Genomic DNA, 14,233 nt, shown 5'->3' on the forward strand with positions numbered 1-14,233 from the left:
TCTACTCCACTTGCGCGACGGCGGCATTGATCCGCGCGATCGCTTCGGCAAGCACCTCCTCGCTGGTGGCGGTGGAGATGCGGAAATAGGGTGAAAGTCCGTAGGCGGCACCGGGCACCGAGGCCACGCGGCCCTCGTTCAGGAGATAGCTCGCAACCGCAGTATCGTCTTCGAGCACGACGCCCTTGGGCGTCTTGCGGCCGATCAGGCTGGCGCAGCCGATATAGGCATAGAAGGCTCCCTCCGGCGGCGGCAGCGTCAGGCCGTTGATGCGCCTGATGCCATCGACGACCAGGTTCCTGCGCCCCTCGAACGCCTCGCGGAAACGGGTCACCTCGTCCTGCGGGCCGTTCAGCGCGGCGACCGTCGCCGCCTGGGCGATCGAGCACACCGAGGTGACAGACTGGCTCTGGATGGTCGACATCGCCTTGATCAATGGCGCCGGCCCGGCGGCGTAGCCGACACGCCAGCCGGTCATCGCATAGGCCTTGGCCACGCCGTTGACGATCAGGCTTCGGTGCTTCAGCTCCGGACAAGCCTTGCCGAACGAAACGAATTCACGACCGTCGAAGATGATGTGCTCGTAGATTTCGTCGGACAGCACCAGCACCTGGCCGTGCCTGGCGAGGACTGCGCCAAGTGCCTTCAGCTCAGCCTCGGAATAGACCGCGCCCGACGGGTTGCCCGGCATGTTCAGGAACAGCCATTTGGTCCTCGGCGTGATCGCCCGCTCGAGCAGTTCGGGCGTAAGCTTGAACCCGGTCGCTTCCGGGCATTCGACGACGACCGGCGTGCCGCCCAGGAGCTTGACCATCTCGGGATAAGACACGAAATAGGGCGCCGGCAGGATCACCTCGTCGCCGCTTTCCAGCGTCGCCATCAAGGCGTTGAAGATGATCTGCTTGGCGCCGTTGGCCACGACGATGTCGTCGGCCGTGTAGTCCAGCCCGTTTTCGCGCCTGAATTTTGCCGCCACTGCCTCGCGCACTTCCGGCGTGCCGGCCGCGGCGGTGTAGAGGGTCTGGCCCGCCTTGGCGGCCGCATAGGCCGCTTCGGTGATGTGGGCAGGCGTCGGAAAATCCGGTTCGCCGAGGCCAAGGTCGATAACATCGACGCCTTTGGCCCTCAGTGCCTTGGCGGCCTGAGAGGCGGCCATCGACGCCGACGGCTTGACCACGGACAGGCGCGAGGAGATGTAGCTCATTTGCCGTCCTCCGTAACATATCCCCTGGATTGGTCCTGCGCCCTCGCCTCGGCGCTGCGCTTGGCCGGATCGCCATAGCCGCCGCCGCCCGGCAACTCCAGGATCAGCCGGCGTCCCGCCGGGACATGCTGCCATCCCTTCGGCCGCATCAGCGTGCCGTCATCGAGCTTGACCACGCCAGCCTGGCCATTCTTGCCGCCATTGCGGCCCTTTGCCGGATGTTTGACGCGATCGAACATGGCCGAGAAATCGAACTCATGTCCGTCAAGCGCACTGATTTCCAAAACCTGGCCGAGACCGCCGCGAAACTCGCCATCGCCGCCCGAGCCAGGCCGGAGCTCCTTGCGCCAGATGACGATCGGGCCGGTATGCTCCGTCGCTTCGATCGGCATGGTGTGAACGCCGGAGGGGAAGGCTGTTGCCGACAATCCGTCCAGTTCGGGACGGGCGCCCATGCCGCCGGAATTGAACATCAGCACCTCGGCGCGACGACCGGTACCGCCGGCAACCGGCCGGGCCGAGATATGGATATTCCACAGCGCGGCCGCACCTTCCGCCAGGATCTTGCCGGGCAGTGCCTGGGCCATCGCGCCGAGCACGAGATCGGGAACCATGTGACCGATGACATGCCTCAGCGATACCGGCGCCGGCCGGGCCGCGTTCAGGATGTTGACAGGCGACGACACGGTGAAGAAGGCCAGCGAGGCGGCATTGTTGGGAATGTCGGGCGCCACCACGCATTTCAGCGCATAGCAGGCATAGGCCTTGGTGTAGATGATGGGCACGTTGATGCCCCAGCGGCTCATCGGCGCGCTGCCGGAGAAGTCGACATTGAGATGGTCGTCATGCACCGAAACGGCCGCCGCCAGCTTGACCGGATCGTCGTAACCGTCGGTGACCAATCCGTTGGACCATGTCCCCTTCGGCAGGACCTTGATCCGTTCCAGCATGGCGTTATGCGTGCGCGAGAAGATGAACGCGCCGAGACCGTCGAGCGATGTCAGGCCGATCTCGGTCATCATGCCGACGAGCCGCCGATGGCCGACCTCGTTGCACGCGGCAAGCGAATAGAAATCGCCGACAACCTGGTTCGGTTCGCGGACGTTGCAGCGCAGGATCTTCACCAGATCGCGGTTGACCACGCCCCTCTCGGCGAACTTCATGATCGGGATCTGGATGCCTTCCTCGTAGACCGACTTGCCGTCGGCGCCAAAGCCTCGCCCGCCGACATCGACGACATGGGCGGTGCAGGCAAAAAAGGCGACGAGTTCGCCATTCAGGAACGACGGCGAGACCATCGTGATATCGTGAAGATGGCCGGTACCTTGCCAGGGATCGTTGGTGACGTAGGTGTCGCCCTCGTACATCTCCTCGCGCGGAATCTCGTTCATGAACTGCAGCACGGCTTCGGCCATGGTGTTCACATGCCCGGGCGTGCCGGTCACCGCTTGCGCCAGCATTTCGCCGCGCGGGTTGAACACGCCGGCCGACAGGTCGCCCGACTCGCGCACGGAAGTGGAGAAAGCCGTGCGCAGCAGGGTCAGCGCCTGCTCCTCGACGACGGAGATCAGCCGGTTCCACATGACCTGCATGCGGATTTCGCCAATGTCGCTCATGCTACGCGCTCCTTGCGGATCATCAGGATGGCACCGTCGCTCTGCATAACGGCGTCGAACGGGGTGCTGACGACTGTCGATGTCTCTCGCTCCACGATCACGGCCGGCCCCTTCACGCGGTCGCCCGCCGCGAGGCTGGTACGTTCGACAATCGCCGTTGTCTGCATCGTTCCGGTTCCCGGATCGAAAACCTCCCGCGTGACCGTAGCCGGCATGTTGCGCGTGCCGGTGGTGATCTTGTGCTTCGCGGACGCGGGCCTCTCGTCGCTTGCCTTCACGGACCAGGTGACGACCTCGATCTCCAGCCCGTCGAGCCCGTCGATGGCGCGGCCGAAAAAGCGCTCGTAATTCTTGCGGAAGGCATTTGACAAGGCGATGGCGGCGTCTACCCCGAAAGGCTTGTCGGGCAGAGCGACGGGGATTTCCCAGCCCTGGCCTGCATAGCGCATGAAGGCGGTGATTTCGCGCACGATCTTGCCGCTGGTGCCGGCACGCACGAAGCTCTCGGCAGAAGCCTTCAGATCGTCGAGCAGCGCGTTCACCTCATCTGGTTTGAACTGCGAAAGCCGGATCAGTTTGGACGCGAGCGCCTCATAGCCGAAGGGCGCTTTGAGGAAGCCGATCGCCGAGCCGACGCCCGCGCCCTGCGGCACGAGGCATTGGTCGAGACCGAGCTTTTCGCAGAGCCGCGCCGCGTGCAGCGGTGCTGCGCCACCGAAGGCGATCATGACATTGTCCGAAATGTTCTTGCCGTTCTCGACGGCGTGGACACGGGCAGCATTGGCCATGTTCTCGTCCACCACCTCGCTGATGCCGAAGGCTGCCGACAGCGGGTTGAGCGACAGGCGGGCGCCGACGTCGCGGCTAATCGCGCCTTGAGAAGCCGAAGCGTCGAGCTTGATGGCGCCGCCCGCGAAATTGTCGGGGTCGAGCTTGCCCAGCACCAGGTCGGCGTCGGTGATCGCAGGCCGTTTACCGCCGCGCCCATAGCAGGCCGGTCCCGGTTCCGAGCCTGCGCTTTCGGGGCCGGTCTGGATGCGTCCCATCGCGTCGACCCAGGCGATCGAGCCGCCGCCGGCACCGATCTCGATCATCTCGATCACCGGGATCGAGATCGGCATGCCGGAGCCCTTGCAGAACCGGTAGGTGCGCGCGACCTCGAAAGTCCTGGCCGTCTGCGGCGCATAGTCCTCGATCAGGCAGATCTTCGCGGTCGTTCCGCCCATGTCGTAGGAGACGACGGTATCCAGATCGAAACGCCGGGCGATGTCGGCGGCGAAGATGGCGCCGCCGGCCGGTCCGGACTCCACCAGCCGCACCGGAAATTCGGACGCCGTTTCGACCGAGATCAATCCGCCACCCGAATGGATCATGAAGACCGGACAATCCGCGCCCATGTCCTTCAGCCGCGTCTGCAGCCGGGCGAGATAGCTGGCCATCTGCGGGCGGACATAGGCGTTGGCGCAGACCGTGTTGAAGCGCTCGAACTCCCGCATCTGCGGCGAGACCTCGGCGCTGACGGAAATCGGAACATCCAGCTTCCGCGCCAGGATTTGCCTGGCCCGCTGCTCATGCGCCGGGTTCATGTAGGAATGGATGAAACCGATGGCGACCGCGCCAAAGCCACCCGCTGCGATCTGGTCTGCAATCTCTTCGAGAGCAACCTCATCGAGCGACTGCAACTCCTGGCCTTCGGCGCCGATGCGGCCCTTGACGGTAAAGCGATGCTCGCGCGGGATCAGCGGCGTCGGCAGTTTGAGGTTGAGGTCGTACTGCTCGAAGCGGTTCTCGGTCCGCATCTCGATCACGTCGCGAAAACCCTCGGTGGTGATCAAGGCCGTCTTGGCGCCGCGCCGCTCGATGAGCGCGTTCGTCGCCAAGGTCGTGCCGTGAATGACGATGCCGATGTCCGCGGCCGAGATCTTTGCATCGCGCACCACGATTGCGATGCCATCGAGGATCGCCTGCTCGGGTGCCGAATAGGTGGTCAGCACCTTGGTCGAAAAGATCGTTCCGCGCACATCGAGCGCGATGTCCGTGAAGGTGCCGCCAATGTCTGCGCCGAGACGGATGTCGTCTGTCTTGCTGGTCATGCCTTGGCCTTCTGCGAAGCGAGCGCGGCTTCGCGCATCTGGGAAAGAGTCTGGCGCGGAGTCAGCGCCTCGGGGGAGATCGCGAGTTCCAGAACCGCACCTGTCGGCGATGCCAGCGCCCGCCCGAACGCTGCGGCGAAATCCGCGGTGGATTCGACGCGTTCAGAATGGAAGCGATAGGAGCTGGCAAGGCCGACGAAATCCGGGTTCTCGATGTTCGTTCCGGAAACGCGCCCCGGATAGTGCCGCTCCTGATGCGCGCGGATCGTGCCGTAGATGCCGTTGTTCAGGATGAGCACGATGGGCTGCGCTTCGGCCTGCATAGCCGTGCCTAGTTCCTGGCAGTTCATCTGAAAATCGCCGTCGCCGGCAAAGCAGACGACCGTGCGCTCGGGGAACGCCACCTTGGCGGCAATCGCCGCCGGCAGGCCGTAGCCCATCGCGCCGGACTGCGGCGCGAGCAGCCGCGCCTTGGGGCCGAACTTGAAGAACTTGTTCGGCCAGACCGTGAAATTGCCGGCGCCGTTGGTCAGGATCACATCGTCGGGCAGGTTTTCGCGCAGCCACGCACTGACCTCGACCATGTCGACCGGACCAGGCTGGGCGGGCGCCTTGAACGCACCTTCGTAGCTTGCCCTGGCCTTGGCACGCCATTCGGCCCACCCGCCCTCGACCGGGGTCATCGCCTTGGCGAAAGCATTGGGGCCGGCATGGATGCCGACGGAAGGAATGTAGATCTTGCCGATCTCGCGATCCGACGCATGGACGTGGATCAGCTTCTGGCTTGGCTCGGGCACCGACAGCAAGGTGTAGCCATCAGTCGTCATTTCCCCGAAGCGGACATTGATGGCCAGGATCACATCGGCTTCGCGGATCAGCGCCTTGACGTGAGGCACCATGCCCACGCCGGCCTCGCCGACGAAAACCGGCGAGCCATTGTCGAACTGATCCTGGAATCGGAAGGCCGCCACCACCGGAATGTCGGAAGCCTCAGTGAAGGCCTGCAGCGCAGTGCGTCCCTCGGCCGTCCAGTTGGTGCCACCGATCAGGATCACCGGCCGGCGCGCTGCGGCAAGCATTTCATGGGTTGCCGCAACTGCAGCAGCAGTGGCGGCAGGTTCGAACATGGTAGCCGGTCCACGGAGCGGGGCGGCGCCCGTCATCGTGGTCAGCATGTCCTCCGGCAACGCCACGACGACCGGGCCAGGCCGTCCCGTCAGCGCCGTCGTCCATGCGCGCGCCACGATCTCGGGAAGACGCGAAACCTCGTCGATCTCGACCGCCCATTTCGCCAGCGTGCCGAACGCCGCGCGATAGTCGACCTCCTGGAACGCCTCGCGGCCCTTCATGTCCGTGCCCACCTGGCCGACGAACAGCAGCATCGGCGAACTGTCCTGCATGGCGGTATGCACGCCGATGCCGGCATTGGTGGCGCCGGGACCGCGCGTCACGAAACAGATCCCCGGAGAGCCGGTCAGCTTGCCATAGGCGGACGCCATGAACGCAGCACCGCCTTCGTTGCGGCAGAGCACGTAATCCAATCTGCCTTCGGTGTCGTGCAGAGCGTCAAGAACAGCCAGGTAGCTTTCTCCCGGCACGCCGAAGCTCTTGGTCGCGCCCAACGCCATCAGGCACTCGACAAGAAGCTGGCCTCCATTGCGCATCATGCATCAACTTTCTCTATGCCCGGCGGGAGGGGGCCGGCGGATGGGCGTGAACAGACTTTGCCGCCTACAAGTTTGGATCGCCCCTAATTGGCAGGTCAAACCGGCAAGAGGCGAATGGAGGAAATTGTCGAAAAGTACCCTGTCGTTTTGACCCTGCACGTTGGCGAGACGCGGCGAAATCAAGAAATCTCGTCTATTGGAAAGTTTTTCTTTGTCTAAAGGAAGAGATCAGAACGCCCGGATTCATCAAGCCAGACGGATCAAGGGCATCTTTCACCACCGCCATCAAGTTTCGCTCCACCGGACTTCTGTTGGTGTCGGCGAGCACGATCTTCGAGCGGCCGAGACCATGCTCGGCCGCAAAGCTGCCGCCCATTTCCGTGGCCAGCGCGGCCAGCGCCTGGCCGAGTTCCAACGCCTTGTCGGCAAAGTCGCTTTGCCCTTCGGGAGGGCTCAGATTGTAGTGGATGTTGCCATCGCCGAGATGGCCGAAGGGATTGGTGCGCACGCCCGGCAGGATCTTGCTGCAGATATCTTCCCCCGCCTCGATGAATTCGGCGATCTTGCCTGGCGGCACCGAAATGTCGTGCTTGAGCTGCTGCCCCTCCAGTCGCTGCCCTTCGGGCTGCTCCTCGCGCAGATGCCAGAAGTGCGCCCTCTGGGCATCCGACATTGCAAGCGCACCATCGATCACCAACTCCTGCTCCATGCCCCACTCCAGCGCCGCGGTCAGGATCTCGTCCAGCGGAACCCTGGCCGAGCTCGACGCGAGCTCGGCCAGAAGGTGGGCCCCGCCCCTGGTTTCCAGTGGAAAGGAAAGCTCCGCCAAATGCTTCAGGACCAGCTTGAGGCCGAAATCGGAAAAGAACTCAAGGCCGGAAAGGAACTCACCGGCTTCGCCCCTCAAATATGTTCCGAAGGCGACCGCCGCGCCGCAATCGGCGAAGGTAAGCAGCGCCGTCGTCCGCTGCTTGGGCGCGGGATAGAGCTTCAGCACCGCGCGCGTCACAATGCCCAGCGTGCCTTCCGAGCCGCAGAACAGCTTGCGCAACTGGTAGCCGGCATTGTCCTTCTGCACGGAGCGCAGCCCGTTCCACACCGTGCCGTCGGCCAGAACAACTTCCAGGCCGAGGACAAGATCCTGCATCATGCCATAGCGCAAGGCGTGGCTGCCGCCGGCATTGGTGCCGATCAACCCGCCGATCCTGGCGCTGCCTTCGGCGCCGAGATGCATCGGAAAGATGAGACCATGCGGCTCCAGGGCCTCGTGCAGTGTGGATAGAACCACGCCCGCTTCGACAATGATCGAACCGCTCGCGAGGTCCGGTTTCTCCATCGCCGTCATGCGCGAGAGCGACAGGATCACGGCGCCGGATTCGTGCGCGACGGCACCACCGCACAGGCCGGTGTTGCCGCCCTGGGGCACCATCGCCACGCCCGCCTCACGGCAGATTTCGACGACCCGCGCCACCTCCTGCGTGTTTGCCGGACGAGCGACGCCCAGCGGAACCGCTCCGTAGCGCCGCAGCCAGTCCCATCGATAGGGCTCGACATCGCTGCCCGAAAGCCAGCCTTTCGCACCAAGGATATTCGACAAGGCAGAGACGGGATCGATCATGGGATAATCTGTACGAGTTCGGGAGGCTCACATGCGCCGCAATTGCATCCATGCGGCATGGAGCCTGATCAATGCCCCAGAACCTGGGACAGGAAAAGTTGCGTTCGTTCGCTTTTGGCCGAAGTGAAGAAGATTTCGGGCGGCGCCTCTTCGACAATCTCGCCCGCATCCATGAAGATCACCCGGTCCGCAACCCGCCGTGCAAAACCCATCTCATGGGTGACGCAGATCATCGTCATGCCTTCGGAGGCCAGCGTAACCATCACGTCCAGCACTTCCGAAATCATTTCAGGATCCAATGCCGAGGTCGGCTCGTCGAAAAGCATGATCTGCGGCTGCATGCAAAGCGATCGCGCGATGGCGACACGCTGTTGCTGGCCGCCCGAAAGCTGGCCGGGATATTTTGAGGCTTGTTCGGGGATGCGGACCTTTTCCAGATAGCGGCGCGCCGTCGCTTCCGCCTCAGCGCGGGGCATCTTGCGCACCAGCATTGGCGCAAGCACGCAATTCTCCAGTACCGTCATATGCGGAAACAGGTTGAAGTGCTGGAACACCATGCCGACTTCGCGCCGGATCTCGTCGATGTTTCCGACGTCATCGTTCAACTCCGTGCCAAGCACCATGATGCTGCCGGCATTGTGTTCCTCCAGGCGGTTGATGCAGCGGATCATGGTGGATTTGCCGGAGCCGGAGGGGCCACACACGACGATCTTCTCTCCGCGTGCGACGGTCAGGTTGATGTCACGAAGCGCATGAAAGGTGCCGTAATATTTGCTCATGCCTTCGACTCGGACGGCTATTTCCTGCGTAGTTGGAACGGTCATCACGAAATTCCTTATCGCTCGCCGACCGACATGCGCCGTTCGAGGAAGGCGCCGTAGCGGGACAGGCTGAAGACGAAGACGAAATAGATCATGGCGATGAAGGCGTAGACCTCGACATAGGCGAACCGCCATTCGCCGGTTCCGTAGGCGGCGTTGCCGGAAGCCAGGATCTCGAAGAAGCCGACGATGATCACCAGAGACGTCTCCTTGAACGAGATCACGAACTGGTTGATCGTGGCCGGCAGTGCGTTGCGCATTGCCTGCGGCAGGAGGATGCGGCTGATGCGGTGCCAATAGCTGAGGCCGAGCGCCATCGCCGCCTCCTCCTGTCCTCTCGGAACGCCCTGCATGCCGCCCCTCACGATCTCGGCCTGATAGGCGGAGAAGAACAGCGCCGAGCCGAGGATCACCCGGTAGAGCTTATCGCCCTGCAGCCACTGCGGCAGCGCGAAAGGCAGGACGATCGCGAAGGTGAACAGGATCGAGATCAGCGGAAGCGACCGCACGCCATCGATGATGAGGCCTGTCGTGCGCGATATCCAGGGCAGTTCGGAGCGGCGCAGCAGGGCAAGACAGATTGCCAGCGGAAAGCCGACCAGGCAGGTCGTCACGAAGATGAAGAGCGTCAGCGCAAGCCCGCCCCACATTTCCTCGCCGACGAAGCCCAGGCCGAGCAGTCCGCCTTTCATCAGCACATAGAAGACGGCGGCTCCGACCCCCCAAACGAGCGCGATGCGACGCCCCGTCCAGAAGGCCGGAATGCAGCTCAGCACCGTCATGGCCACGACCGTGACGCAGGCAAGCGCGGAGCGCCATTGTTCCTCATAGGGGTACAATCCGAAAAAGATGATGCGCCACCGGGCGGCGATGACCGACCAGCAGGCTCCGGATGCCGCATGACAGGCGTCTGGCCCTCCGCTTGCATCGAACACCGCGGAAAAGACAGCCCAATTCAGCAGCTTCCAGACCAGAAAGACAATCACCGAGAGGGAGAGCAGTGAAATCACGGCCTGACGAGGCGTCGCGAAGAAGCGTCTCTTCAGATCCTCAAGCTTCCCTGAGGCAGGCGGAGCGACAACGACCATTTCCATCTCTCATCCCCTCAGTTGATTGCCCTTGAGGGCGATCGCTTTGTTGATGCGGTTGAACAGAGCCGCCAGGCTCAAATTGATGGCGAGGAATCCAGCCATCAGTATGCCGATTGCTTCGAGCGTCTGACCCGAATGGTTGATCGTCAGCGCGGTGATCATGAAGAAGTCGGTGAAGCCGACCGCTATGCCCATCGTGGTCGCCTTCATCAGCCAGACATACTGGTTGGCCAGGATCGGCAGCATGGCGCGCAGCGCAAGCGGCAGCCGGACAAGCGTGAAAACCTGCCAGGGCGTGAGCCCCAGCGAACTGGCGGCCTCCACCTGACCTTTGCCGACGGCCTTGAAGCCGCCGCGCACGATCTCGCCGATATAGGAACCGCCATAGATCGCGATGGCCACGACGAGTGCGGAAAATTCCGGAGGGATGCGCAGGCCGCCTCGCAAGTTCAGGCCTTGCAGCGATGGCAGATCCAGCAAAGGGCTGTCGGGCAGGCGACCGGCAAACAGGAAGAGCACAGCGCACACGAGCGCGGCTGCAACGGCCGCAAGCTGCACCGAGAACCGTTGACCCAGTGGACGGCTGAGCAGGGATGTGCGACCCAACCAGATCGGCAGAACGATTGCCGCGACCACGGCCAACGAAGCCGCCAGCAGTGCCAGCCCGCCGACGTTCGGGGCAGGCAGATAAAGCCCACGGCTCGTGAGCAGCATGCCCCAGCCCTCATGCGCGCTGCGCGGCGGCGGCAGGTGCGTGATGAGCGCGTACCAGAAAAACACCTGCAGGATCAGAGGGATGTTTCGAAAGACATCGACGTAGGTGCGGCCGAGCAGCTTCGCCAGATCATTCGCGGACGTCTGCGCAAGCCCCACGATCATTCCGACCAGCGTCGCCAGCGCGAGGCCGAAGCTGCCAAGAAACAGCGTGTTGAGGATGCCGATGATGAAATACCACCAATAGGGATCATTGGCCGATGCCGGCAAAAGCGAGAAGCCCAGGTCCCAGCCGGTCGACTTGAAAAGGAAGTCGAAACCGGAGGTGATGCCCTGGGCGGCGAGATTCTGTCTAGCGATCAGGGTGCCGGCGATAACCAGCGCTCCGAGCGCGCCGACATAGAGCGCCTGCAGCAATGCGTTGCGAACCTTCTGATTTCTCAGCAGCTTAAACATCGACCGACCTTTCCTGGGAGGGAGGGCCGGCTCCGCGTTGGCGGAGCCGGCTATGCGTCAGTCGACCACCAGCGGGAACAGAACGCCGCCATTGTTCCAAAGGTTGGTCAGGTCACGATCCATCTTGTAGGGCGAGTCCTTGCCGAGATCGCGATCGAATATCTCCGCGTAGTTTCCGACCTTCTTAATGACGTTGTAGGCCCAATCGTCGGGCAGCCCGAGACCCTTGCCCATGCCCGGCGCGGCACCGAGGAACTTGGCGACCGCCGGCGAAGTCGGCTTGGCCTTGATCTCGTCGACATTCTTGGAGGTGATGCCTTCCTGTTCCGCGAACAGCAGGGCGCTGAGAGTCCAGTTGGCGACGTCGACCCAATTGTCGTCACCCTGCCGCAGGATCATGACCTCCGGCTCGACCGCGATCACGTCAGGCAGGATCACATGGTCTTCGACCTTGCCCTTGGCCACACGAGCGATGGCCAGGACTGGACCCCATTGCGCATAGAGGTCGCAACGGCCGGAGAAGTAAGCCTGCTCAAGCTCTTCCGTCTTTTCGATGACGACCGGCTCGAGCTTGATCCCGATCTTCTGGCTGTAGGCCGCGACCTGCTGTTCGATGGTCGTGCCTGCCGGGATGCAGATCGTGCCGCCCTCTGCATCCTTGAGCGACTTCAGGTTGAGCTCCTTGTGCGCCATCACCTTGGTCGTGCCGAGGTAGTACGACATCGAGAACTGGAGTCCCAGTTCCGTGTCGCGGCTCAGCGTGCCGCCCGAAGCCTTGATGACGATGTCGACGTCGCCCGACTGAAGCGAGGGCCAACGCTGCGCCCAGCTGATCGGCACGATCTTCAGTTTCGCCGGATCGCCGAAGACGGCTGTGGCGACGGCACGGCACAGGTCGATGTCCATGCCCTTCCAGTTGCCCTTGTCGTCCACTTCGGCAAAGCCGAGATACGAGCCGTCATGGCCGGTACAATTGAGCACGCCGCGCGCCTTGACGGTTTCAAGCGTCTTGCCGCCCGCCGCCTGAGCTGGCGCCGAAATTTGGGCAAGGCTGAGCGCAAGGGCGGCAGCCGCCCCCCATTTGAGAAACTGCATAGTCATTCTCCGCTGTTGAGGTTGTTGGATTTTTATGTTGTTGGGGCTGTCTAGCCCGGGTTGAAAGCCGCCTTCACTCGAGAAGGGGGGTCGGCTTCGGTAGGGCAGAGATTTTCAGATCGCTGCCCCAATCTTGTTGCGTCAGCCATCGGTGCAAGGCAGCGACGGCCTTCACGCGCAGGTGCCCTCTGGGCATGACCAGGTAAAAGCCCGGTATTTCCTCCTCTTTCATGTCGACGAGGGCGTCGCGCCCAAGCGGCGCGACGAGCGCGCCCGATCGCAAATCTTCTTCGGCGTCGATGACCGAGACGAGCCCGATGCCGATGCCCTGCAGCGTCGCGCGCCGCATCGTCGCGGCGTCGTCAAAGCCGATGCTGCGGTCGCCATCCGCCAGCTCGACGCCGAGGTGCCGCAGAATGTCAGGCCACAGGCGTTTCGACTTCACCGTATCCAGCAGCGTGAAGCGGGTGAGGTCCTTCGCCGAGCTGATCTGCCCGCCGATCGCCGGCGTGCAGCAGATGATCTTCGGGTCCGGCACGAGCAGCGTCACGTCATAGTCAGTCAGGCCGCCGTAGCCCCACTGCACCGTCATATCGATGTCGTCGCGTCCGAAATCCGGCAGATCGACCATCGTCGTCAGCCGAAGGTCGGCACCTGGCAATATCTCGCGAAACAGCGACAGGCGCGGCAGCAGGTAGTGGGTGGCGAAATACGGGCTCGCATTGAGATTGATGCGATCCCGGTAGGTAGATTTGGTGACCCGGCGCACGCCTTCGGCAAACTCGTCGAACCCTGCCTTGACGTAGTGCGACAGCAGGATCGCCGACTCGGTCAACTCGATCGAGCGCCCCTTGCGCTCGAACAGGGTCACCTGCAGCGTGTCTTCCAGCAGCTTGATCTGCTGCCCGACAGCCTGAGGTGTCACCAGCAACTCGTCGGCGGCCTGCCGAAAGCTCTTATGCCGCGCGACCGCGTGAAAAACCCGCAGGGCATTCAGCGGTGGAAGGCGCGGCTTGCCAGTCATCGTTCGCTCAACTCCTTCCGGTTTTCGAACTCCGTCATGCACGGCACGTCACGGTCACTGCGGCCGTCGCCAGACCTCAAGCGTAGATGTAACCACCTGAAACAATTATGTTTTCACCGGTCATGTAGGTGTTCTTGGGGCCACCGGCCATCAGCACCCATTCGGCGATTTCCGTCGGCTGCGCGCCGCGGCCCAGCGGGCTCGCCTTGGCCAGTTCCTCCAAGAAGCCGAGCGCGGCCGCGCGCTCGGTCGCCATGCCGGCGGGAGCCACGGAATTGACGAGGATACCGTCCTTGGCGACCTGATGCGCGAAGGAGCGGGTGAGGCTGACCACCGCCGCCTTCGTTGCCGCATAGTGGGCGTTCTGCGGATGCGCCTTGAAGGCGTCCACCGACGTCAGGTTGACGATGCGCCCGCGAACCTCGGCCTTGGGTTCCTGCGTCTGCATATGCCTGACGGCCGCGACCATCATGTGGTAGGTGCCCTTGACGTTAATGCCGTTGGAGGCATCCCATTCGGCATCAGTGATTTCGAGCAGCGGGCGGCGGGGATAGATCGCGGCGGAGTTGATCAGCGTGTCGATGCGCCCCAGCTTCGAAGCGATTGCCTCGAAGGCGGCGTGGCACTGCGGCCCTATTTGGATGTCGCATTTGGCAAAAGCCGTCGGCAGACCTTTCGTGCGCGCCGGTTCAAGTGCTGCTTCAGCCGCCTCCGGGTTGATGTCGATGATGCCGACTGCCGAAGCGCCATTGTCGACCGCCATGCGGACCAGAAGCGCGCCGAGGCCGGAACCGCCGCCAACGATGAGTATGGAAAGACCCTGCATGTCCTATT

11 protein-coding genes are annotated in these 14,233 nt (G+C 63.1%); all 11 read right to left on the minus strand.

Annotated features, from left to right (window positions below):
• Position 1: 1 nt before the first annotated feature.
• Positions 2-1,204 carry a pyridoxal phosphate-dependent aminotransferase gene (locus D3227_RS08535; protein WP_120013688.1) on the minus strand — a complete coding sequence of 401 codons (1,203 nt, stop codon included), beginning with the start codon at positions 1,202-1,204 and terminating at the stop codon, positions 2-4.
• Positions 1,201-2,820 (minus strand): hydantoinase B/oxoprolinase family protein, encoded by a 1,620-nt coding sequence (locus tag D3227_RS08540; RefSeq protein WP_120013689.1) that lies wholly within the window; start codon positions 2,818-2,820, stop codon positions 1,201-1,203. Before D3227_RS08540 ends, D3227_RS08535 begins: the two co-directional genes overlap by 4 nt.
• The gene (locus tag D3227_RS08545; RefSeq protein ID WP_120013690.1) at positions 2,817-4,913 is read right to left on the minus strand and encodes a hydantoinase/oxoprolinase family protein; all 2,097 of its coding nucleotides are present in this window, start codon (positions 4,911-4,913) and stop codon (positions 2,817-2,819) included. The genes D3227_RS08540 and D3227_RS08545 overlap by 4 nt, the downstream gene beginning before the upstream one ends.
• Positions 4,910-6,580 carry a thiamine pyrophosphate-binding protein gene (locus D3227_RS08550; RefSeq protein ID WP_120013691.1) on the minus strand — a complete coding sequence of 557 codons (1,671 nt, stop codon included), beginning with the start codon at positions 6,578-6,580 and terminating at the stop codon, positions 4,910-4,912. Before D3227_RS08550 ends, D3227_RS08545 begins: the two co-directional genes overlap by 4 nt.
• 193 nt (positions 6,581-6,773) lie before the next feature.
• Positions 6,774-8,198 carry an FAD-binding oxidoreductase gene (locus D3227_RS08555; protein WP_120013692.1) on the minus strand — a complete coding sequence of 475 codons (1,425 nt, stop codon included), beginning with the start codon at positions 8,196-8,198 and terminating at the stop codon, positions 6,774-6,776.
• A gap of 68 nt (positions 8,199-8,266) precedes the next feature.
• The gene (locus D3227_RS08560) at positions 8,267-9,022 is read right to left on the minus strand and encodes an amino acid ABC transporter ATP-binding protein (RefSeq protein WP_167480649.1); all 756 of its coding nucleotides are present in this window, start codon (positions 9,020-9,022) and stop codon (positions 8,267-8,269) included.
• Between the two features lie 11 nt (positions 9,023-9,033).
• Positions 9,034-10,113 carry an amino acid ABC transporter permease gene (locus tag D3227_RS08565; RefSeq protein ID WP_120013694.1) on the minus strand — a complete coding sequence of 360 codons (1,080 nt, stop codon included), beginning with the start codon at positions 10,111-10,113 and terminating at the stop codon, positions 9,034-9,036.
• A gap of 3 nt (positions 10,114-10,116) precedes the next feature.
• A complete protein-coding gene (locus D3227_RS08570; RefSeq protein WP_120013695.1) occupies positions 10,117-11,280 on the minus strand; it encodes an ABC transporter permease subunit in 1,164 nt (387 codons plus the stop codon).
• Positions 11,281-11,337: 57 nt separating this feature from the next.
• Positions 11,338-12,375, minus strand: a complete 1,038-nt coding sequence (locus D3227_RS08575) for an amino acid ABC transporter substrate-binding protein (protein ID WP_120013696.1) — start codon at positions 12,373-12,375, stop codon at positions 11,338-11,340.
• A gap of 73 nt (positions 12,376-12,448) precedes the next feature.
• A complete protein-coding gene (locus D3227_RS08580) occupies positions 12,449-13,399 on the minus strand; it encodes a LysR family transcriptional regulator (RefSeq protein ID WP_120013697.1) in 951 nt (316 codons plus the stop codon).
• A gap of 76 nt (positions 13,400-13,475) precedes the next feature.
• Positions 13,476-14,225 (minus strand): SDR family NAD(P)-dependent oxidoreductase, encoded by a 750-nt coding sequence (locus tag D3227_RS08585; RefSeq protein ID WP_120013698.1) that lies wholly within the window; start codon positions 14,223-14,225, stop codon positions 13,476-13,478.
• Positions 14,226-14,233: the final 8 nt, after the last annotated feature.

This window comes from Mesorhizobium waimense (assembly GCF_003601975.1).
Taxonomy (GTDB): Bacteria; Pseudomonadota; Alphaproteobacteria; order Rhizobiales; family Rhizobiaceae; genus Mesorhizobium; species Mesorhizobium waimense.